At 38.0% G+C, this 21,753-nt stretch carries 22 protein-coding genes; 16 read left to right on the top strand and 6 right to left on the bottom strand.

The window, feature by feature from the left end:
• Position 1 precedes the first annotated feature (1 nt).
• Positions 2–601, bottom strand: a complete 600-nt coding sequence (locus tag GQR38_RS00625) for a Maf family protein (RefSeq protein ID WP_121954231.1) — start codon at positions 599–601, stop codon at positions 2–4.
• Between the two features lie 131 nt (positions 602–732).
• Between GQR38_RS00625 and yceD the strand changes: the two genes are divergently transcribed.
• From yceD to GQR38_RS00695, 14 genes are all read left to right on the top strand, one after another.
• Positions 733–1,257, top strand: a complete 525-nt coding sequence (gene yceD / locus GQR38_RS00630; protein WP_007585727.1) for a 23S rRNA accumulation protein YceD — start codon at positions 733–735, stop codon at positions 1,255–1,257.
• Between the two features lie 9 nt (positions 1,258–1,266).
• Positions 1,267–1,437, top strand: a complete 171-nt coding sequence (gene rpmF, locus GQR38_RS00635; protein WP_002962381.1) for a 50S ribosomal protein L32 — start codon at positions 1,267–1,269, stop codon at positions 1,435–1,437.
• 12 nt (positions 1,438–1,449) lie between these two features.
• Positions 1,450–2,490 carry a phosphate acyltransferase PlsX gene (gene plsX, locus GQR38_RS00640; RefSeq protein WP_007585728.1) on the top strand — a complete coding sequence of 347 codons (1,041 nt, stop codon included), beginning with the start codon at positions 1,450–1,452 and terminating at the stop codon, positions 2,488–2,490.
• A 52-nt stretch (positions 2,491–2,542) separates the two neighbouring features.
• Positions 2,543–3,469 (top strand): ACP S-malonyltransferase, encoded by a 927-nt coding sequence (gene fabD / locus GQR38_RS00645; RefSeq protein ID WP_024590366.1) that lies wholly within the window; start codon positions 2,543–2,545, stop codon positions 3,467–3,469.
• Between the two features lie 11 nt (positions 3,470–3,480).
• Positions 3,481–4,227, top strand: coding sequence for a 3-oxoacyl-ACP reductase FabG (fabG, locus tag GQR38_RS00650; RefSeq protein WP_101217158.1), 747 nt, complete (start codon positions 3,481–3,483; stop codon positions 4,225–4,227).
• Positions 4,228–4,477: 250 nt separating this feature from the next.
• Positions 4,478–4,714: an acyl carrier protein gene (gene acpP, locus GQR38_RS00655; protein ID WP_002962377.1), complete on the top strand. Its 237-nt coding sequence runs from the start codon at positions 4,478–4,480 to the stop codon at positions 4,712–4,714.
• A gap of 216 nt (positions 4,715–4,930) precedes the next feature.
• On the top strand, positions 4,931–6,169 hold the full coding sequence (fabF, locus tag GQR38_RS00660; RefSeq protein WP_007585731.1) for a beta-ketoacyl-ACP synthase II: 1,239 nt from the start codon (positions 4,931–4,933) through the stop codon (positions 6,167–6,169).
• 59 nt (positions 6,170–6,228) lie between these two features.
• Positions 6,229–7,044, top strand: a complete 816-nt coding sequence (gene pabC, locus GQR38_RS00665) for an aminodeoxychorismate lyase (RefSeq protein ID WP_165721445.1) — start codon at positions 6,229–6,231, stop codon at positions 7,042–7,044.
• Positions 7,038–8,024, top strand: a complete 987-nt coding sequence (gene mltG, locus GQR38_RS00670) for an endolytic transglycosylase MltG (RefSeq protein WP_165721446.1) — start codon at positions 7,038–7,040, stop codon at positions 8,022–8,024. Before pabC ends, mltG begins: the two co-directional genes overlap by 7 nt.
• A gap of 5 nt (positions 8,025–8,029) precedes the next feature.
• A complete protein-coding gene (gene tmk / locus GQR38_RS00675) occupies positions 8,030–8,656 on the top strand; it encodes a dTMP kinase (protein WP_007585737.1) in 627 nt (208 codons plus the stop codon).
• A gap of 1 nt (position 8,657) precedes the next feature.
• Entirely contained in the window at positions 8,658–9,572 is a 915-nt protein-coding gene (locus GQR38_RS00680) for a DNA polymerase III subunit delta' (RefSeq protein WP_165721447.1), read from the top strand.
• 11 nt (positions 9,573–9,583) lie between these two features.
• Positions 9,584–9,910: a PilZ domain-containing protein gene (locus GQR38_RS00685; protein WP_002962367.1), complete on the top strand. Its 327-nt coding sequence runs from the start codon at positions 9,584–9,586 to the stop codon at positions 9,908–9,910.
• Between the two features lie 114 nt (positions 9,911–10,024).
• The gene (locus GQR38_RS00690) at positions 10,025–10,804 is read left to right on the top strand and encodes a YchF/TatD family DNA exonuclease (RefSeq protein WP_165721448.1); all 780 of its coding nucleotides are present in this window, start codon (positions 10,025–10,027) and stop codon (positions 10,802–10,804) included.
• Between the two features lie 4 nt (positions 10,805–10,808).
• Positions 10,809–12,668, top strand: coding sequence for an alkaline phosphatase D family protein (locus GQR38_RS00695; protein WP_165721449.1), 1,860 nt, complete (start codon positions 10,809–10,811; stop codon positions 12,666–12,668).
• A gap of 802 nt (positions 12,669–13,470) precedes the next feature.
• Here the strand turns inward: GQR38_RS00695 and GQR38_RS00700 are convergent.
• The 5 genes from GQR38_RS00700 to GQR38_RS00720 all read right to left on the bottom strand — a co-directional run bounded on the left by GQR38_RS00700 (position 13,471) and on the right by GQR38_RS00720 (position 19,522).
• The gene (locus GQR38_RS00700; protein ID WP_165721450.1) at positions 13,471–13,842 is read right to left on the bottom strand and encodes a GxxExxY protein; all 372 of its coding nucleotides are present in this window, start codon (positions 13,840–13,842) and stop codon (positions 13,471–13,473) included.
• 1,033 nt (positions 13,843–14,875) lie between these two features.
• Positions 14,876–16,222: an O-antigen ligase family protein gene (locus GQR38_RS00705; protein ID WP_165721451.1), complete on the bottom strand. Its 1,347-nt coding sequence runs from the start codon at positions 16,220–16,222 to the stop codon at positions 14,876–14,878.
• Between the two features lie 33 nt (positions 16,223–16,255).
• Positions 16,256–16,807 (bottom strand): hypothetical protein, encoded by a 552-nt coding sequence (locus GQR38_RS00710; protein ID WP_165721452.1) that lies wholly within the window; start codon positions 16,805–16,807, stop codon positions 16,256–16,258.
• Positions 16,808–16,830: 23 nt separating this feature from the next.
• The gene (locus GQR38_RS00715; protein WP_165721453.1) at positions 16,831–18,840 is read right to left on the bottom strand and encodes an EAL domain-containing protein; all 2,010 of its coding nucleotides are present in this window, start codon (positions 18,838–18,840) and stop codon (positions 16,831–16,833) included.
• The gene (locus tag GQR38_RS00720; protein WP_165721454.1) at positions 18,824–19,522 is read right to left on the bottom strand and encodes a transglutaminase-like cysteine peptidase; all 699 of its coding nucleotides are present in this window, start codon (positions 19,520–19,522) and stop codon (positions 18,824–18,826) included. The genes GQR38_RS00715 and GQR38_RS00720 overlap by 17 nt, the downstream gene beginning before the upstream one ends.
• A gap of 292 nt (positions 19,523–19,814) precedes the next feature.
• Between GQR38_RS00720 and galU the strand changes: the two genes are divergently transcribed.
• The gene (gene galU / locus GQR38_RS00725; RefSeq protein WP_165721455.1) at positions 19,815–20,705 is read left to right on the top strand and encodes a UTP--glucose-1-phosphate uridylyltransferase GalU; all 891 of its coding nucleotides are present in this window, start codon (positions 19,815–19,817) and stop codon (positions 20,703–20,705) included.
• 43 nt (positions 20,706–20,748) lie between these two features.
• Complete coding sequence (locus GQR38_RS00730; RefSeq protein ID WP_165721456.1) at positions 20,749–21,753, top strand: NAD-dependent epimerase; 1,005 nt, start codon at positions 20,749–20,751, stop codon at positions 21,751–21,753.

The raw sequence follows: 21,753 nt of genomic DNA on the forward strand, positions 1-21,753 counted from the left end.
ACTAAAACTTGTTTTGAGCAGTAAGTACATCAATACCAAACTCAGCCAGTAGCTGGCTGAGTTTAATTAATGGTAATCCAATTAAGCTATTAGGATCGTCTCCGCTTAGTTTTTCAAATAAACAGATACCCAACCCTTCACTCTTAAAGCTGCCAGCACAGTTATAAGGCTGCTCAGCATCGCAATAAGCGCTAATTTGTGCATCACTGAGTGTTTTAAACGACACATTAAAAGGTTCTACGCAGGTTTTTTTAGTGCCAGTTACAATATCGTAAACACAAAGCCCTGTTAAAAATGTTACAGTATTACCGCTAAATAAATTTAGTTGTTTTACGGCATTTTGTTTATTATGTGGTTTACCTAAAATTTGATTATTAAACACAGCGACTTGGTCTGATCCAATAGCTAACCCTTTGTTAAAGTGTTTATTAGCCGCTGAGGCTTTTAATTCACTTAAGCGCTTAACCAGTTCGGTAGGTGTTTCGCATTCAAGTGCTGATTCGTCAACATCTGGTGAAAACGTATCAAATGGTAAATTAAATTTTTGTAATAAAGACTGCCTAAAAGGCGAGCTTGACGCTAAAATGAGTGGATGCTTCACGGACTGTTTTCCTACGATAATTCAGATTGAGTTAGGATAAATCAGATCCGAGAGTAAAACACGTTAAAAACCAAGTAAAAATGGTTTTTTACTTTGACTAACAAACTAACTATCTATATGATGCAGCCCCTATGCAAAAGGTGAAAATTCCCATCACTCTTCATCCAGGCAAAGCAGCGCAGCACCGTTTAAAGTATGACGGAATTGTACCGCTTGAAAAACTTACTCGTTTAGAGAAAGTTGTGCAGGAAGAAGTAGGTGAAATAGCGGTAAAAATACATTGCAAAAACGATGATCAAGGTTTCGCTGTGATTAGAGGCAATTTGTCCACACACGTTACTGTCATTTGTCAACGTTGTAATGGTGATTTAGGGTTGGATTTGGTTCAAGACTTTGCATATTCACCAGTAGGTGAAGATACAGAGTTAGATATTTTTCCAGAAGACTACGATGAAGTAGCGCTTGATGAAAATGGTGAAGTTAACGTTTTTAATTTAATTGAAGACGAACTAATTTTAGCAATTCCATTAGTGGCTACCCACAACGAAGCTTCATGCAGTTATTCAGCAAAGCCTGCCAGCTTTGGTGTATTAAAGGCGGAAGATGATAAACCTAATCCATTTGATATTTTGAAACAACTTAAGAAAGATTCTTAGGAGAAGACTATGGCTGTACAAAAAAGCAAAAAGTCTCGTGCAAGACGCGGCATGCGCCGTTCACACGATGCGATCAGTGGTCCAACTTTAACTGTAGATCAAACATCTGGTGAGACTCATCGTCGTCACCATGTGACTGCAGATGGTTACTACAAAGGCGTTCAAGTAATTTCTAAATAAGAGATTACTTATATGCTGAAAGATCTAACCATAGCGTTAGATATGATGGGGGGCGATTACGGCCCCCGTTCATCTATTCCTGCTGCCGTTTGTGCAGTAAATGCTCATGCCAATTTAACTCTCATTTTATGTGGCAATGAACATGTTATATCTAAAGAACTCGAATCCCTCGATTCTCTACCTCATCCTAGACTCATAATTCGTCACTGTAGTGAAATAGTCACCAATGCCTGTGAACCTGCAATTGCTGTGCGTTCAAAAAAAGATTCATCTATGCGTGTTGCCCTAGATTTAGTTAAATCGGGCGAGGCTCAAGCATGTGTTAGCTCAGGTAATACCGGCGCTCTATTTTTTATGGCTCACTATGTATTAAAAATGCTGCCAGGTGTTAAACGTGCCGCACTCATTTCATCTGTTCCTACAGAGCTTAAAAACCCAGTATATTTACTCGACTTAGGTGCTAATGTGCATTGTGATGCGCAAATGCTCTATCAGTTTGGCATTATGGGCTCTATTGTTGCTGGACAAGCACTTGGTTTGGATAATCCTCGCGTTAGTCTATTAAATATTGGCGCTGAGGACATTAAAGGCCACGACGACATTAAACAAGCTGCACAATTAATGCAGCAAAGCCCACATATAAATTATATTGGTTACAGCGAAGGAAGTGATATTTTTTCGGGTAAGGCTGATGTCATAGTATGCGAAGGATTTGTGGGTAACGTGGCACTTAAAACATGTGAAGGCATTGCCAAGCTTATTATGAATAAGTTTACAACCGCGCTCGAAAAGCACCTTTTATATAAATGTATGGCGTTTATATTGCGCCCAATAATAAAAAAACTCTATAAAAGGGTGAACCCCGACCAGTATAACGGTGCTTCTCTGGTAGGATTGCGCGGTATTGTCGTTAAAAGTCATGGAAATGCGTCAGCTAAAGCATTTCAAGCAGCAATTGATGAAGCGGTAAAAGAGGTTGAACGTCAACTTCCTGATAAAATAGCCGCTATTTTCGAAAAAACACATTCTAAAGACACGGCGGTTAATCAATAATTGATGTGCCGTGTATTTCATTATTTATTTGTTTAATTAAAAAGAGCAAAGTATGGCACAAAAAATTGCACTTCTATTCCCAGGTCAAGGCTCGCAAAGCGTTGGTATGTTACAAGAACTACTAGAGAGTTCTGACATTGTTAAAGCAACATTTGCAGAAGCGTCAAATGCACTGGGTTACGACTTAGCAGAGCTAGTTCTTAATGGCCCAGAAGAAAAATTAAATCAAACCCACCGCACACAACCTGCATTACTAACTGCAAGTGTTGCTATTTACCGTGATTGGTTAGCAGCTAACCCTGATGCAGACGTTATTATGGCGGGTCACAGCTTAGGTGAATACTCAGCGTTAGTATGTAGCGATGTATTAAGTTTGAGCGAAGCCGTAAAGCTTGTTGAAAACCGTGGTTTATACATGCAAGAAGCCGTGCCAGCAGGCGTAGGTTCAATGGCTGCTATTATTGGCTTAGGCGATGAAGAAATTAAAGCGGCTTGTGCTGCTTCAGCGCAAGGTGAGGTTGTATCTCCAGTTAACTACAACTCTCCTGGTCAAGTTGTTATCGCAGGCCATAAAGCAGCAGTAGATAGAGCATCGCAAGCATGTAAAGATGCCGGTGCTAAACGTGCATTACCACTTTCTGTTAGCGTACCTTCACATTGTGAGTTAATGAAGCCAGCAGCTGACAAGCTAGCAGCTGACTTAGCCGCTTTAACATTTAATACACCTAAGTGTGATGTAATTAATAATGTTGATGTAAAAGCTGAAACGTCAGCTGATGCAATTAAAGACGCACTAGTACGTCAGCTATACAGCCCAGTTCGCTGGACAGAAACAGTACAAGCCTTGGTTGCGCAAGATGTAACACAAAGCTACGAATTTGGTCCTGGTAAAGTATTAACAGGACTTGCTAAACGAATTGATAAAGCAATGATCTGTGGCTCAGTAAACGACGCCGCTTCAATTGATGCAGCTAAATAAGAGTATATAAAATGTCTAATTTATTTTCATTAGAGGGCAAAGTTGTCCTAATTACTGGTGCCAGCCGTGGTATTGGTAAAGCAATTGCAACAACATTAGTTGCACAAGGTGCAAAAGTTGCAGGTACTGCGACAAGTGAGTCGGGCGCTGCTAAAATCAGTGAATACCTAGGTGACAATGGTAAAGGTTATGCATTAAACGTAACCGATCCTGCATCTATTGAAGCAACACTTGCTGCAATAAAAGCTGATTTAGGCGATATTGACGTACTTGTAAATAACGCAGGTATTACACGCGATAACTTATTAATGCGTATGAAAGAAACTGAGTGGGACGATATTATCGACACTAATTTAAGCTCAGTTTTCCGTTTATCTAAAGCGGTACTTCGTCCAATGATGAAGAAAAAGAAAGGCCGTATTATTAACATTGGCTCAGTAGTGGGTACTATGGGTAATGCAGGTCAAGCTAATTATGCAGCGGCTAAAGCGGGTGTAATTGGTTTTTCTAAGTCACTTGCGCGCGAAGTTGCATCACGTGGTATTACAGTTAACGTAATCGCACCTGGTTTTATTCAAACAGACATGACTGATAATTTAACTGATGAGCAAAAAGCAGCAACACTTGCAAATGTTCCAGCAGGGCGTTTAGGCCAACCAGACGAAATTGCTGCTGCAGTATGTTATTTAGCATCTGACGCGGCTGCGTATGTATCAGGCGAAACTTTGCATGTAAATGGCGCGATGTACATGGTTTAATCGCCATTGTACCTAGATTGCTACTTGATAAAGTTAAGTAAGTTACCTCAAAAACATTGAATTATTTGTGAACTTGCTTTAAACATACTTGAAATCGCTGCGAAAATAAGCGATAAAAGACAAAACAGACACTCAGAGGTTTGACCAGACAATTATTTATGGTCAAATCATTGAATCAGAGAATTATGCGGCGTAAACTACGCCGCAATCTGAAAATAACGCATTGGCGTTTTTAATAAAGGAAAGAAGAATGAGCGATATCCAAGAACGCGTAAAGAAAATTATCATTGAACAACTAGGTGTTAAAGAAGAAGAAGTTAAAAATGAATCTTCTTTCGTAGATGACCTAGGTGCAGATTCTCTTGATACTGTTGAACTAGTAATGGCTCTTGAAGAAGAGTTTGATACTGAGATCCCAGATGAAGAAGCTGAGAAGATCACTACAGTACAAACTGCTATCGATTACGTTACAGCACACGCTGAGTAATTAATCGCACGTTAAAGGCAGCATCCGCTGCCTTTAATTTTTTATATCCAAACCACCTCAAAGTTCGTGATTCAAAACTTAAATCTCTATGCTCAATTTTAGCTAAAAAATAATTTTGATTGTGTTATGCGTTTTTAATCTATTTTGGGACTAGCACTTTGAGGTAGCTTGGGTATGATCATCCCCTTGTAAAATATCCCTTATTGGAGGCAAACCGTGGCTAAACGTCGAGTCGTCGTAACTGGCTTAGGAATGTTGACGCCGCTAGGTAATGATGTTCAATCAACCTGGCAAGGCTTATTAGATGGTAAAAGTGGCATTCAAACAATAACGCACTTTGATACATCAAAATTTGGTACTAAATTCGCTGGTTTAATAAATGATTTTGATGCAACTGCATACATGTCAGCGAAAGATACTAAAAAAATGGACTTGTTTATTCAGTACGGCATTGCAGCGGGTGTTCAAGCCTTTAAAGATTCAGGCCTTGAAATCACTGAGCAAAACGCAGCACGCATTGGTGTAGCTGTAGGTTCAGGTATTGGTGGGCTTACGTTAATTGAAGAAAACCATATTAAGCTATTAAATAGTGGTCCGCGCAAGTTATCGCCATTTTATGTGCCGTCTACCATTATTAATATGATCTCAGGTCATTTATCAATGATGCATGGACTTCGTGGTCCAAATATTTCAATTGTAACTGCCTGTACTACTGGTTTGCATAATATTGGCCATGCAGCGCGCATGATTGCCTACGGTGATGCAGACGCAATGGTTGCTGGCGGTGCAGAAAAAGCGTGTACCCCAATTGGTATGGGTGGCTTTAATGCTGCGCGTGCACTTTCAACCCGCAATGACGATCCACAAGCGGCTTCTCGCCCTTGGGATAAAGACCGCGATGGCTTTGTGCTTTCTGACGGCGCTGGTGTTGTTGTAGTTGAAGAGTACGAACATGCTAAAGCACGTGGCGCTAAAATTTATGCTGAGCTTGTAGGCTTTGGTATGAGTGGCGATGCGTACCACATGACATCACCACCAGAAGATGGTGCGGGTGCTGCACTTGCAATGCAAAACGCACTAAACGATGCGCAAGTAAACGCTGAGCAAATTGGTTACATTAACGCACACGGTACATCTACAAATGCAGGCGACAAAGCAGAAACTGCCGCTGTTAAGTCTATTTTTGGTAATGCAGCTAAAGATGTAATGGTAGGCTCGTCTAAATCGATGATGGGTCACTTGTTAGGTGCTGCAGGTTCAGTTGAATCGATTATTTCGATTTTATCGCTGACAGATCAAAAAGTGTCGCCAACTATCAACCTTGATAATCCAGACGAAGGGTGTGACTTAGATTATATTGCTCACACTGCACGTGATGCAAAGTTAGACTTTGCACTGTGTAACTCGTTCGGTTTTGGTGGTACTAATGGCTCGTTGCTATTTAAAAAGGTATAATCTTTTTTAACAACGAATCAAATTATAAGAGCTCAGTTGTTTAACTGGGCTTTTTTTATATGCCAAACAAAATGCAAACAATAATAGCAGTAGATCAAAACAGCACTTTAAGCACGCGTGACAGGGGCTTAAATTACGGTGATGGCTTTTTTACAACCGCTAAGGTTGTTGATGGGCAAGTACAGCATTGGGCTCATCATAAAGCGCGTTTGATTGAATGCGCACAGCGTTTGGGTTTTCCTGAGTTAGACTTTAATAGCCTTGAAAATCAAATTGCTTTGCATATAAACGCTGCACCACTAAACGTGCTTAAAATACTTGTAACGCGAGGCGAAGGCGGACGTGGTTATGGGCTGCCAAGTGAGTGTAATGTCACTATTTTATTGAGCGTGTTGGACTACCCTAGTAATTACGAAGCGCTTACTAAAAAGGGTGTAAATCTCGAAATAAGCCCGATTAAATTAGCGGCACAGCCTTATTTAGCGGGCCTTAAAACATTAAATCGACTTGAACAAGTGCTAATTAAAAAAGCGATGCAAACGCAAAACTGCGATGATGTGTTAGTGCTTGATTACAATAACAATGTAATTGAAGCTTCAGCAGCTAATATTTTTGCGATTAAAAATAAGTGTGTGTTTACGCCATTGCTTGATGAGTGCGGAATAAAGGGCGTTTATCTACAATCGTTATGTGATAAATTGCCTGTTGAATTTAAACGCGTGAAAGTAGAAGATTTAATCCAAGCAGACGCCGTATTTGTGTGTAATAGCTTAATGGGAGCAGTACCTGTTAAAAGTATTGAGCAACAGGTATTTAATACAGACGACAGCCACGCATTACTAACTAGATTATTAGCCAAGGAGGCTGAGTGTTAAAAGTTATTTTATCGGTACTTTTTTTAGCTGTTATAACCACTGCTATTGGTTACCAGCAATTACAAGCAACAATAAATAGCCCGCTAAAAGTAGCACAAAACACACAATTTGAAGTTAAGCATGGCACTGGCTTTAATAAGTTATGTCAGCAGTGGCAAGCTAATAACTGGGTGGAAGGCTGCTGGCGTTATCAAGTAATTGCCAAATTAGATCCCACACTTACCGACTTAAAAGCGGGCCTTTACGAGCTAACAGCCGATAGCGTTATCAACAACGTAAAAAAAATTAATCAAGGCCAGCAAATCAACTTTAGTTTTACCATAATCGAAGGGCAAAACTTACGTGAAGTACTAAGTGCTATTAAAAAAGCTGATAATTTACAAAACGATTTAAAAACTGACGAACTAAGTACTCAAATACTGGGTAATGACACGCACTTAGAAGGCTGGTTATTCCCCGACACTTACCATTATCATAATAACGATACTGCAAGCAGTGTATTAAAACGAGCAGCGCAAAAAATGCAGCAAACGTTAGACGGTGCTTGGCAGCAGCGCGCAGCTGAGCTCCCTTACAAAACAGCATACGAAGCACTTATAATGGCTTCAATTATTGAAAAAGAAACAGGCCTTGCCAGCGAGCGTCCGTTAATTGCATCAGCGTTTGTTAATCGATTAAACACCAATATGCGCCTACAGACCGATCCAACCGTAATATACGGATTAGGCGCTGATTTTGATGGCGATATTAAACGCAAAGATTTACGCGATTATACGCCTTACAATACGTATCGTATTAATGGTTTACCACCAACACCGATTGCAATGCCATCAAAAGCCGCTATTTTAGCTGCAGTTAATCCGCCACAAAGTGAATACGTTTACTTTGTATCAAAAGGCGATGGTAGCCACCAGTTTTCAACCACGTTAAAGCAGCATAACGCGGCAGTTAAAACGTATATATTAAATAAAAAGAATTAATTTTTATGAAATCAAAATTTATAGTAATAGAAGGGCTAGAAGGCGCGGGTAAATCAACCGCTATTTCGTTATGCCAAGACTTTTTAAACAAACAAAAAATAGACTTCATTAACGTCCGCGAACCTGGCGGCACACCGCTTGCTGAATCGCTTCGTACGCTTGTAAAAGCAGAGCACGAAGAAGAAATTGCCTTTGAAACCGAGTTGCTTATTATGTACGCAGCACGTTCGCAATTAATGCACAATGTTATTACCCCAGCGCTTGATAAAGGTCAATGGGTACTTGCCGATCGTCATGACTTATCGTCTCAGGCGTATCAAGGTGGTGGGCGTGGTATTAGCTCAAATACATTAGCTTCACTTTCGTCAATGGTATTAAAGGGCTTAAAGCCTGATTTAACTATTTACCTTGATATTGATCCAGTGATAGGCCTTGAACGTGCAAAAGGGCGTGGTGAGCTTGACCGTATTGAACAAGAAGCCATTGAGTTTTTTCAGCGTACACGTATGCGTTATGTTGAACTTGCTAATGACGACAACACAATTAAAACGGTTGATGCAAACCAAAGTATTGATAAAGTACATCGCGATATAACCAATGTACTGCATTCATTTTTTGAAGGCCTAAAATAATATGCCATTGCCGTGGCTACATGATACCCAAGCACGTTTAGCGCAAAGTTATCGTGCAGAGCGTTTTCATCATGCGCAATTATTTTGTGGGCCTGTTGGCGTAGGTAAGTTTGAGTTAAGTGATGAGCTTGGTAATGCTTTGTTATGCCAAAATATAGCTAAGCAGGTAGCTGCGCAAAACAGTATGCTAAAACCTTGCGGGCATTGTAAAAGCTGTTTACTTACTCTTGCGGGTACTCATCCCGACAAGCGTTTAACGCAAGTCGACGGGCAAAGCATAGGCGTAGATGATATACGCGGCATTAGTGATTTTATGAATCACTCAGCAGCGCAAAATGGTAATAAAGTAGCGATAATCGAAAATTGCGAAAAAATGACTACTGCAGCAGCTAACGCATTATTAAAAACACTTGAAGAGCCAACTAATAGCCGTTTTCTAATATTAACTACAAGCCAACCAGCACAGCTCCCTGCAACTATTTTAAGTCGATGCGCTAAAAGTGACGTAAAAATAACAAATACAGCCCTTGCTCAGCAATGGTTAGAGACATTAGATATTCCTAACTATAGTTGGTTAGCACTATTTTATAACCAACCGCTGCAAGTAAAGCATTGGCAACAGCAAGACCAGCTGAAAAATATTGATACACTGTATAAGTTTGCAACTGAGTTTAAACAAAGTCATAATTTTAAAGCGTTAGTCGATATAATAAATAAACAGCCTGAACTTGTTCGTATATTTACTTTGTTTTTAAGCGTGCAACTAAAGCATCAATTGCTGCAAGGTATGAGTTTTGACGCTTATCAAAGTGCGCAAAATGCATTAGGCGAGTTTTTACAAAATAACACACAAGTACTTGGCCTTAATTTACCGCTAGCTGTATCACGATTAGCATACACATTGCGAAATTCTTAAAAGGATTAATCATGCAAGAACTACTAGTAGACATAGACGATTTAGACGAGTTATACCGTTGTTATATGCCTTACTTAAAAAAAGGTGGCTTATTTGTACGTACTAATATGCGCTACGAAGCAGGGCATTCATTAGCCCTTAGAGTTACCTTGCCCGATGCCTTAGAAGATGATGTAGTAACTGGTAAAGTGTCGTGGATCACGCCACAAGGGGCACAAAGCTCTAACCCTCCAGGTATTGGTATTAGCTTTTTAGACGATAAAACAAACCTAAACGCTAAAATCGAAAAGCTCCTTGGGACTATGTTAAACTCAGGCGATCAAACATATACCATGTAGTTATAGGGTCGGTTTTTCATTGAGATTAACGCGCCCTATATTGGGTTCTTTTAATTGCTAACATAATAAATTAAACGAACAAATTTAAACCCTGAACATAATACAGGCCTTATAGTGATTGTAGATTCTCATTGCCATTTAGACCGTCTTGATTTTGATAAATTAGACTTAAACCTTGACCAAGTTCTTGATAAAGCGCGTGCAAAGCAAATAGAGCATTTTTTATGTGTAAGCGTAACGCTTGATCAGTTTCCAAGCATGCTTGATAAAATTAAGCATTATGACGATGTATCAGCCTCATGTGGTGTACATCCACTTGATCAAAAAGACGCCCTTAATAAACAGCAATTAATCGACTTAGCCTCACACGAAAAAGTTGTTGCCATTGGCGAAACGGGCCTTGATTACTACTATTCAAAAGATACTCACGCAGTGCAGCAAGCAAGTTTTGTTGGGCATATTGAAGTAGCTAACGAATTACAAAAACCGTTAATTATTCATACTCGTGATGCTCGCGCCGACACCATTAATTTAATGCGTGAGCACAAAGCCGAAAACTGCGGTGGTGTACTACATTGCTTTACTGAAGACTGGGATATGGCTAAAAAAGCGATAGACATGGGCTTTTATATTTCTATTTCGGGCATTGTTACCTTTAAAAATGCATTAGAGCTAAAAGAAGTAGTAAAACAAATCCCGCTAGATAGATTACTAATAGAAACCGACTCGCCTTATTTAGCGCCGGTACCGCATCGTGGGCAAACAAATCAGCCAGCGTACGTAGAAGATGTTGCTTATTACATTAGCGAACTTAAAGGCATTAGCTTTAATGAACTTGCTAAAGCGACTACCGAGAACTTTTATTCTTTATTTAAATTAGCAGCTAAAGGCTAAATACATGATTACTCACACGGCAAACCTTCCTATTTTACTAATGGGGCCAATGGTGCGCCGTGCAGAGCAAACTGGAGTTTGTATTCAGTTTGCTACCTCCAAGCCTGCAAACTGCCAAATAACACTTATAAATTACGAATGTTATAGCGATCAACACACTGTTTCTTTAGGGGAACATTTGTACCTGCATTTCGTGATTATAAAGCCAGTAAATAATAAACTTCCTGTAGATAGCTTATTAAGCTATGAACTTATAATTGACGATACAGCAATCGATTTATCGCCGTGGTGCTATAGCAATCAAACAACGCCTGCATTTGTAATTCCCAATAAACTCAGTGATATTTTGCATGGCTCGTGCCGTAATGCACATCATCCAGCAAAAGACAGCTTAGTGTCTGCAAGTCACTGGCAAAATACTCAGCGTGGTAATAATAACCAGGGCGCACAATTGCTATTACTCAGTGGTGATCAGGTGTATGCCGACGACGTAGCAGGGCCCATGTTGCTAGCTGTTCATCAGTTAATTAAAGCCTTAGGTATTTATAAAGAGCAACCACTTGCCATTGAGCTACCTGATGATATAAATGAGCAACTTTATAATCGCCATTTGTTTTTACCAAAAACGCCTTGGCAAAAACGCTCAAAGTTAGGTGTTGGTTACTGGCTAAAAAAAGACGAACCTCATTTTTCAAGCGTAAAAGCCTACAATCACCTTATCCATTTTGAAGAATATATAGCACTGTATTTATTAAATTTTAGTGCTGCTGCTTGGCAATGCGTTGATATACAAAACACAACGTATTCAGGTCAAAACAAGCAAAACAAAACTATTTTTGACGCTGAAAAAACAGCACTGATTGATTATGCAAAAGGCTTAAGTGAAGTAGAGCGATTGTTTGCCAATGTATCTACATTAATGATGTTTGACGATCATGATGTAACTGATGATTGGAACCTCACCGCTGGGTGGGAGCAAGCTATAAATGAAAATCCAAGTAGTAAACGGATCATCAATAACGGCTTAATTAGTTATTGGCTTTTTCAAGGAATGGGGAACGATGCACTAAATAAAACAGGCGAGTTACTAACACCTTTTAAGCAAAGCCGTACTGCTAATAATTTATGGCAGTTTAAAGCATTTGATAAACCACTAAACGATTTTAGTTTTTGGCATTATGAGTTAACTACAACCCCAAAAGTAGTGGTGCTAGATACACGTACGCACCGTTGGCGAAATGAGCAAAACTTTAATGAGTCTTCAGGTCTACTTGATTGGGAGCGTTTAACAGAGCTTGAAGAAAGCCTATTAAGCCACGATCAGGTTATTATTGTATCGCCAGCCCCTGTATTTGGTGTTAAATCAATAGAAGCCATTCAAGCCATGTTTAACATATGTGGCCAACCGCTCATGGTTGACGTAGAAAACTGGATGGCGCACGAAGGATCAGCCAAAAAGCTACTCGATACCTTTAGACGAACCGACACCCCAAACGAAACGCTTATTTTATCGGGAGACGTACATTACTCATTTTGCTTTTCGGTGCAAAAACGTTTTGGCGATCACCCCAATCGAATTTGGCAACTTACCGCCAGCGGTATTAAAAATGAGTTCCCGCGTAAATTAATAAACATACTCGATAAGCTCGACTCAATTCTATACGGCCCAAAAAGCCCATTAAACTTTTTTACCAAACGCAGGCATATGGAAGTAGATAAACACCAAACAATAGGTGAAGGGCAAAAATACTTAGTAAGCGACTCTGCTATTAGTTTAATAACACTAGAGCAAGGGAATTTAGCCCGCTACCAGTTAATACACGGTGAAGGGCATTTAACCGAGTTTGATTTAGAAGAACAGTAATTCTTAATCAATTGCTAAATTAAAGGCCTATTTGCACAAAGAGAAACAAAAGAGGAGTAAATGAGAAAACATAATGCCAATCAGGATATATTATCGGTTTTATTTCTTCTCTAAAAGCGCAGCGCCTGATATCACTCTTAGTGAATAAATTACTTATAACGGGTACGCTTGTTACGAAAGTCACGCTTAAATTATTTAATCCATTCACCAATAAATCAATTAAAGATCTATTTTCACAAAGAGAAGCGAAAGAGGAGTAAATGAGAAGACACGATGCCAATCAGAATACAGTTTCGGTGTTTATTTTCTTCTCTAAAAGCGCAGCGCCTCATAAACTCTTTTTGAATAAATTACTTATTACGGAGTAAGGTTGTTAAGAAAGCAACGCTTAATTTATTTAAAAACCAGCTAAAAACCTATTTGCACAAAGAGAAGCGAAAGAGGAGTAAATGAGAGACATAATGCCAATCAGGATATATTATCGGTTTTATTTCTTCTCTAAAAGCGCAGCGCCTCATACCCTCTTAGTGAATAAATTACTTACACGGGGTAAGGTTGTTACGAAAGCAACGCTTAATTTATTTAAAAATCAGCTAAAAATCTATTTGCACAAAGAGAAGCGAAAGAGGAGTAAATGAGAAGACATAATGCCAATCAGGATATATTATCGGTTTTATTTCTTCTCTAAAAGCGCAGCGCCTCATACCCTCTTAGTGAATAAATTACTTATACGGAGTAAGGTTGTTACGAAAGCAACGCTTAATTTATTTAAAAATCAGCTAAAAACCTAAGTAAATAATTTTTATGAATTAAAGCGCTTTATGCCATCGACTAGCTTTAGAACATTGAAGTTTATTAGTAAACCAGTACTTATTTCTGCAAGTTTCATATAAGTTATTAATTGTGCGGAGTGAATTGGAATAAGCTTATCAACCGCCTTTAGTTCAATTATTAATTTATTAGGCAATAAAATATCTAACCGGTAACCTGTATTTATATATTGATCTTTATAATATATAGGTAGCTCAACTTGGTTTTTAGCAGATAAGCCAATTTTATTTAATTCATATATTAAGCAAGCTTCGTAACTTGATTCTAATAACCCAGGCCCTAAATTCCTGTGTACTTCTATAGCGCAACCTATTACTGTTTTTGTTAATGTATCAGTATCCATAGGTATCCTTTTGCTTAATCTACAAGCATTTAATTAACTAAGAAACAGTTTTAAAATAAGAATTAAGTGTAGTACAAATAAAATAGCAAAATTGAAGACTTGTAGGCTATATGAAGCAATCTATTAAGTTGTCACTCGTTTGTTGATCTATTTACTAATAAAATCAATCAAAGGTCTATTTGCACAAAGAGAAACGAAAGAGGAGTAAATGAGAAAACATAATACCAATCAGGATATAGTTTCTGTTTTATTTATTCCTCCAAAAGCGCAGCGCCTCTTAACCTCTTAGTGAAAAATCACTAATTACAGGCGCTGCTGTTACAAAGCAATGCTTAAAATTATTCAATTTATTTAAAAACCAGCTAAAGAACTATTTGCACAAAGAGAAACGAAAGAGGAGTAAATGAGAATACATAATACCAATCAGGATATAGTTTCGGTTTTATTACTTCCTCTAAAAGCGCAGCGCCTCTTAACCTCTTAGTGAAAAAATCTCTTATAATGGGTACGATTGTTACGAAAGCCACGCTTAAATTATTTAATCCATTCACCAATAAATCAATTAAAAATCTATTTGCACAAAGAGAAACGAAAGAGGTGTAAAGGAGAAGACATAATGTTAATCAAAACTGTGTTTTATGTTCATTCCCTTCTCTAAAAGCGCAGCGCCTCATAACCTCTTAGTGAATAAATTACTTATAACGGGTACGCTTGTTACGAAAGTCACGCTTAAATTATTTAATCCATTCACCAATAAATCAATTAAAGATCTATTTGCACAAAGAGAAGCTAAAGAGGAGTAAATGAGAAGACATAATATTAATAAAAAATGCGTTTGGTTTTATTTCCTTCTCTAAAAGCGCAGCGTCTCTTACCTCTTAGTGCATAAATCACTTATAACGGGTACGCTTGTTACGCCAACAAGCGGAGTTTTTCAAGTTAACCGTGAATTGTTGGCGTAGACGCTGAGCTTGCTCGCGTGAGAAGCGCAGCTTCTAATCACTCTATATTAGGTAATTGCTTGGCTTTGTATTTAACCATGCTCTTTTCGACTTCGTTTAGACGCGGGTAATTTACTACTTAATATTGCCAAGCATAAAATAGCCATAAACAACATTGAGTTTGCACCCGCTTGTAAAGAGTAATCTACCAACGAATGCAGCAGCATATCTATAATTGCAATGGCACAGCCAAAAGCAACGCCCTGAAACAACGCTGTTTTACGCTTTCGCATAGTCGCTATACATAACCATAAACAATAAAGTATAAGTGAGCCCAGTGCAGCTGTAGTGGGTATACCCAGCTCTACTGCAAACTGTATGTAATCGTTATGGGCGTTATCGTAGTAACCTGAATAAGGCTCAGACTGATACGCCGGAAACGCAGTATAAAATGTACCCCCACCAGAGCCCAACAAAGGCTTATCTAAAATAAGGGGTATTGAATCACGTACAACTTCGTCACGGGTTTCTGATGAAATACTGGTTTCGCTAATACGCTGTTTAACTTTTTCTACATCAAATATAGCACCAATGATAATCAAATCGATTATAAAAAAACTTATTATAAGTAGTTTAAACGCTTTAGGTTTTTGCTTGTAAATAAAAAACGCGAGTAAGCTAACAACCATTAATGCAATAAAAAACGCCGAGTTACCCATACGGCTACGGGTTAAAATTAACGCCACAATAATAATAATTAACGAAATACGTAAAATTATTTTTGAGCTCAAAAGTATTTCAGTCCACGCACGAAGTGTTTGTTTTAATGTTTGTTTATAATCGCTAGTTGAGCGTTTTAGCTCGCTCACTAAAACACCAATACCTAAACATAAACATAAAGCTAAAAAGTTAGCTAAAAAGTTAGAGTAGGTAAATGTACCAATAGCACGTTCGGTATGTTTATAGCCAAATAGCGGGCTAATTATATCTGGCGATAGGTTTAAATAAGTGGCATACAAAGCTTGAAAAACGGCTGCACTTATAATTGCATATATTAAATTTTTAATACGCTTTTCAGTATTACAATAAATAAATAATAGCCAACAAAATAAAATCATAAAACTTGTTTTTATAAGCATTTGTTTTGTTTGAAACGGGTCAAGGCTAACGCTAAATATTTGTATAAAGCAAATTAAAACAACAGCACCAAGTGCAACAAATAACGGCCAGGAATACAATGGAGGATAGAGGGGCTGCTTATTATTTATAGCGCTATTAATTAAATGAACTAAAAAAGTGGCACCAATCAACAAACCAATAGCTAAAATAGCCCAAGGGCGGTAGCTACCTAAGGGAATAGGTAGTAAAAAAAGTATTGCGCATAGCAACAAAAATATAAAACGATTCAATGTAAACTCATAAAGTAAAAACGCAGCCATAGGCTGCGTTTGTATTATATTTTAGAAGAGTGTTTAGTTACCAACTTCAGATATACCAGCATCACCACCAGTACCACCCGTACCAGGCGGTACAGTAACTGTAGGTAAAACTACAACAGGCGGGGCTGCAACCGGAGTACCATCAGTAGGACCCGCAGCAGTAGCTTCAGATGCAACGGTGGCATCTATACCAGCAGTGATTGCAGCAATAGTTACCGCATCACTATCAGCACCAGCAGTTACTAAGGCTGCTAAAAAGTCAGAAATTAACGCATTATCTGCACCTAAAGAGGCAACAACCGCGTTAATTAATATATCAAGTTGTTCAGCAGAACACGTGCCGTTTGCAATAGGCGAATCAAGGTCAATAGGCCCCATATTTTGACAAAATTGCTCAATAGCAGCAACTAACTCTCTTTGTAATTCTTCTGGCGTAATATCATCAGGAGCATTATTTAAAATATTAAGTAAATTAGTAAGGCTGTCAGATTGTACTACAACGTCAGAATCTGCTTGTGAGTAAACTGGTGAAACGGTAAAAGCCATTGCACCTATTAATAAACTCTTTAAAAAAATTGATTTCATCTTGTGTCCCTTTAAGTGAGTATCTAATTACAGAATTTTAGCGTGTCTGCGCAAAAAGTAAACTCTTTATTAACGTTACCACGGTTCTTATTTGTAAGTACTTTAGAAGGCTCCATAATTAAATTACCTTGTACACCATCACAGCCTAAATTTTCAAGCATTTTTAATGTTTCGGGTTTTTCAATTAAGCATGCCAACACCTTAATACCAAAGCCATGACAAATATTATTAACGGTTTGAATAAAAAATTGGCTTTGAGAATTATCTAACAAGTCTTGAATATAACTGCCATCAATTTTTACATATTCAATATCAAGGCCTTGTAAATACCTAAACGACGTTAAGCTCGTTCCAAAGTGTTCTATACACACATTAATGCCAATATCTTTAATTGCATCTATATGTTTTGAGGCTATGTGTACATTATAAAGTAAACTAATTTCATGTAACTCAAATATAAGGTTAGTTTTAATAACAGGTTTAGTGTGGGCATAAAGAGTAAGCCATTGTATAAAATCAGCCGAATATAAAGACGCCTTACTTACGTTTAAAGCAAATACGTCATCAGGGTATTGTTCTTTAACGTTTACAAAGTTACGAATTATTTTTTTGTCTAACTCTTCGGTTAAATTAAGCTTTTCGGCCATAGCAAATAAATGGCCATTGTTTACCTTTTCACCTTCATGGGTAAAGTGGGCAAAAGCCTCAAAGTAACACTGCTTATTTTTTGAGTTAGCGCGTTTAACTGGCTGCACCGAAAAGCTTACCTCACCAGAGTCAATAATCGACTGAATAAGTGTACGCCATTGTTTAACACTAAATAGCGTGTCTTTATCTATTTTGTTAGTTTCTATTGTATCGCCAATAGTACTACCTGTATCTAAAGCAGATAAAACACTACCAATAGACGAGCCTTTATTCACTTCTAATATTGCAAAATTAGCAAACCCATTAACGTGTAAGCTATTTTTTTGTTTACTAAAAGCATCGGTAATTTCTAAGCGAGTTCTATTTAAAAACTGCGTATCGTAAGGTATAAGGGCAATAAAAGTACTACCATTTAACCTAAATATTTTAGAGTTAGTAAGGTTACCAATAATTTTAGTAAGAATAACGCTCACATCTTTTACATGCGCGTCACCATCTTGATAGCTAACAGTTTGGTTTATATTAGTAAGTGAAGGTAGGGTAATCATCATTGCAGTAAGTGGCGCATCGGTGGTTATTGTATCAACAACCGAGCTAAAGTGATTTTCAAACAACTTTCGATTACCTAACCCTGTTAAAGAATCAATATAAACTTCTTCTGTTAAGGCTTGGGTTTGTTTAGTTAAAGAATCAAAAGTACTTTGTAAGTTAATAACCATATTATTTATAGCTTTGGTTACAGTGCGCAGCTCTCGTGCAACAGGTATTTCTTCGTTTAACGTAAAGCGCTTACGAGTAACAAGGTGAGCTTGATGCTCAACTGCTTTTAAAGGCTTAAATACTTCGCGTAATATTAAAAAGGCAACTGCAAGCGAGGCAATTAGTATTAAAAAAGAACCATAAAAACTGCGTTTTGTATGCTCCCACAACGTAACATAAGACTGCCCAGTATGGCTTGTAACCTCAAGTATACCCGCCATAATCCAACCATTATTTAGCTCAGACTGCATAGTGGGTGCTTTTAAACTACTTAAAGCAATAAACCAATTAGGCACAGACTCAACACGCTTAGGATTTTCCAGATCAAATACAACCTGACTTTGTGAATTTGTAAATTTAATTTCTTTGTAGTAACCAGAATCAAAAATAGCGGTAGCCATTGTTTCAGCTATTACTAAGTTTTCTGGATCTAAATAAGGCGAAATAGAAAGCCCTAAGCTGGTAGCTGTGTCTTGGGCATGGCTTCCCATTTGGGTTTGTAAGTAATCGCGAGTAGTTTCAACATCTGTAACTACTCGAACCACAAATGAAACAACCGAAATAACGATTATTAAACCATAAACTTGGGTTTTAAGACTCAATCCATTTTTAAAAAGTCGAGACATAACTGGTAGTTCCTTTAATGTTACTTTTAATGGGAGCAAGCTCACCTTGTTCAATTCGCTCTAGCATAGTATTCCAAGCCGACACACCACGGCTATTTTTTACTTTATTGCCTAACCCTTTCGATTTAGCTAACCAAAGCCCTTGACCATTAAAACTGTAAATAGGCGTTAAATCGGGGCGTTTATTAGCGGGCAGCAGTTTAGTATTAAAGTTACCTAAAACAAAGGGAATTCTGTTTGGATCTTCTATATATATAAGTACCATGTGGGGTTGGTTTACTGTGCGCTGTCGTACATACATTAAACGTATTTTATCCTCCGGAACACCTAGCGCTATTAACGTAAAGTATTTAGCAATAACGTAATCTTCGCAATCACCCATACCAACACCTAAGCTCTCTAGCGGGGTAGCCCAGTAATCTTTTTGCTGCCAAAGATCTTCATCGCTTTTGTATTTAATGTGTTTATTAAAAAAATCGTTAACAAGGTGAATTTTTTTCCATTCGCTTTCACCAGCCGAGTCATCAATAAAATTAAGCCAATCTTTAATTCGTTTATGGCCTTCGTTGCCATACTGTTGCTGTGCACGGGTAATAATATCGCTATTACGCAAATACAAAAGCATATCTTGTGCACATACAAAAAACGACACAATAAATAAAATGCAAAGCCCTAAGCGCACAAATGTTCCTTAAGTTAGTAATCCTTAATAAATAACTATACCAGTATAGTATTATTACTTTTAAAAAGGTAGATCATCAAAAAGAATTAGATGCCCCAATGTAACTCACCCTGACTAGTTTGGTGCAACATAAAATTAACAGAAAAACAATCTAAAAGGATGCTTTATTTATTGAGTCAAACATTATGGTGTGTATAATAATGCTAACACAAGGTATGTGAAGCACGTTATATGGAAGTTAACTTTAGTTTCTTCTTTATATATTTACAAAATAATAATGAAAGGAATTAAAGTGAAAGTTTTAAAAGCCGTATTACCTGTAGCTGGTCTTGGAACACGTATGTTACCAGCCACAAAAGCCATTCCAAAAGAAATGCTGCCTCTAGTAGACAAACCACTAATTCAATATGTAGTTAACGAAGCCGTACAAGCAGGTATTAAAGAAATAATACTTGTTACTCACGCTTCAAAAAACTCAATCGAAAACCATTTTGATACCAGCTTTGAGCTAGAAGCCACACTAGAAGCACGTGTAAAGCGTAGCCTACTAGAAGAAGTTCGCTCAATAGTACCAAAAGACGTAACCGTAATTTCGGTTCGTCAATCTGCACCTTTAGGCCTGGGCCACGCAGTACTTGCCGCCAAGCCAATAGTAGGCAACAACCCATTTGCAGTAATGTTACCTGACGTAATTATTGATAAATACAAATCAAATCCAAAAACCGATAATTTAAGCCAAATGATCGACCGATTCGACCAAACAGGCCACAACCAAGTAATGGTAGAGCCAGTACCAAAAGAACAAGTACATCAATATGGTGTGGTTGACCTAGCCGGTATAAAAATTAACGCGGGCGAAAACGCAATAATTAAAAACATGGTAGAAAAACCAAATACCGATGAAGCACCAAGCAACTTAGCTATTACGGGCCGTTATGTTGTATCGCCTACTATTTGGGATTTACTAGAGTACACACCTCCTGGTGCCGGTGGCGAAATACAACTTACCGATGCATTACTGCAATTACGCCACCTAGAAACACTTGAAGCATACCATTTAAAAGGCCAGTCGCACGATTGTGGTTCTAAATTAGGCTATATGCTTGCCAACGTAGAATATGCAATGCAATCAAGCCATATGGGTGAAGAGTTTACTAAAGCCGTTAAAAAATTGGTTTCGTAACTTACTTATATAAATCACAACCAAATTTAAAGGATTCTTACAAATGAAATATCTTGTAACTGGTGCCGCAGGGTTTATCGGTAACTTTGTAGCTGAACGCTTATGTAACGATGGCCACGAAGTAATAGGGCTAGATAACCTAAACGACTATTACGATCCGGCATTAAAACATGCAAGGCTTGAGCGTATTAAACACCTTACTCAATTTCGTTTTGTAAAAATGGATTTAGCCGACAGAGACGGCATAGCAAATTTATTTAAAGATGAAAAGTTTGACCGCGTAATACACCTAGCAGCACAAGCTGGCGTGCGTTACTCAATAGAAAATCCAATGGCATACATTGATTCTAATTTAGTGGGCACTGCTACTATTTTAGAAGGTTGTCGTCATAATAAAGTACAGCATTTAGTATATGCATCATCAAGCTCTGTTTATGGTATGAACGAAAAAATGCCCTTTTCGACTGACGATGCAGTAGATCACCCGGTATCGCTGTATGCAGCAACTAAAAAATCAAATGAGTTGATGGCGCATAGCTATAGCCATTTATACGACCTGCCAACAACAGGGCTGCGCTTTTTCACAGTGTATGGCCCTTGGGGTCGTCCAGATATGGCCCCTTACTTATTTACCGACGCAATATTAAATAACCGTGAAATTAAAGTATTTAATAACGGAAAAATGAAACGCGACTTTACCTACATAGACGACATTGTAGAGGGTATTATTCGCATTCAAGACGTAGTTCCAAAAAGAGATCCTAACAATAGCAATACCTCCCCAGAGTCAAGTAAAGCACCATATCGAGTGTTTAATATTGGTAATAACGAACCTATCGCTTTAATGACCTTTATTGAATCAATTGAAAAAGCAGCAGGTAAAGTGGCTGATAAAAACTATATGCCAATGCAAGCAGGAGATGTTCCAGCAACATTTGCAGATATAGATAGCTTACAAAAAGAAGTTGGCTTTAAACCTAACACAAACATTGCATATGGTATGCAACAGTTTGTTGATTGGTACCGGAGTTATAACTCTGGGAAGTAA

It is taken from the genome of Pseudoalteromonas sp. c7(2019), assembly GCF_011378625.1.
Lineage (GTDB): Bacteria > Pseudomonadota > Gammaproteobacteria > Enterobacterales > Alteromonadaceae > Pseudoalteromonas > Pseudoalteromonas arctica.

Coding starts and splice junctions, on each gene's coding strand:
- GQR38_RS00700 (WP_165721450.1), bottom strand. CDS start 13,842: ATGGATACTGATACATTAACAAAAACAGTAATAGGTTGCGCTATAGAA.
- tmk (WP_007585737.1), top strand. CDS start 8,030: ATGAAATCAAAATTTATAGTAATAGAAGGGCTAGAAGGCGCGGGTAAA.
- rpmF (WP_002962381.1), top strand. CDS start 1,267: ATGGCTGTACAAAAAAGCAAAAAGTCTCGTGCAAGACGCGGCATGCGC.
- plsX (WP_007585728.1), top strand. CDS start 1,450: ATGCTGAAAGATCTAACCATAGCGTTAGATATGATGGGGGGCGATTAC.
- GQR38_RS00710 (WP_165721452.1), bottom strand. CDS start 16,807: ATGAAATCAATTTTTTTAAAGAGTTTATTAATAGGTGCAATGGCTTTT.
- yceD (WP_007585727.1), top strand. CDS start 733: ATGCAAAAGGTGAAAATTCCCATCACTCTTCATCCAGGCAAAGCAGCG.
- GQR38_RS00705 (WP_165721451.1), bottom strand. CDS start 16,222: ATGGCTGCGTTTTTACTTTATGAGTTTACATTGAATCGTTTTATATTT.
- fabG (WP_101217158.1), top strand. CDS start 3,481: ATGTCTAATTTATTTTCATTAGAGGGCAAAGTTGTCCTAATTACTGGT.
- GQR38_RS00730 (WP_165721456.1), top strand. CDS start 20,749: ATGAAATATCTTGTAACTGGTGCCGCAGGGTTTATCGGTAACTTTGTA.
- pabC (WP_165721445.1), top strand. CDS start 6,229: ATGCCAAACAAAATGCAAACAATAATAGCAGTAGATCAAAACAGCACT.
- fabD (WP_024590366.1), top strand. CDS start 2,543: ATGGCACAAAAAATTGCACTTCTATTCCCAGGTCAAGGCTCGCAAAGC.
- GQR38_RS00695 (WP_165721449.1), top strand. CDS start 10,809: ATGATTACTCACACGGCAAACCTTCCTATTTTACTAATGGGGCCAATG.
- acpP (WP_002962377.1), top strand. CDS start 4,478: ATGAGCGATATCCAAGAACGCGTAAAGAAAATTATCATTGAACAACTA.
- GQR38_RS00685 (WP_002962367.1), top strand. CDS start 9,584: ATGCAAGAACTACTAGTAGACATAGACGATTTAGACGAGTTATACCGT.
- GQR38_RS00715 (WP_165721453.1), bottom strand. CDS start 18,840: ATGTCTCGACTTTTTAAAAATGGATTGAGTCTTAAAACCCAAGTTTAT.
- GQR38_RS00680 (WP_165721447.1), top strand. CDS start 8,658: ATGCCATTGCCGTGGCTACATGATACCCAAGCACGTTTAGCGCAAAGT.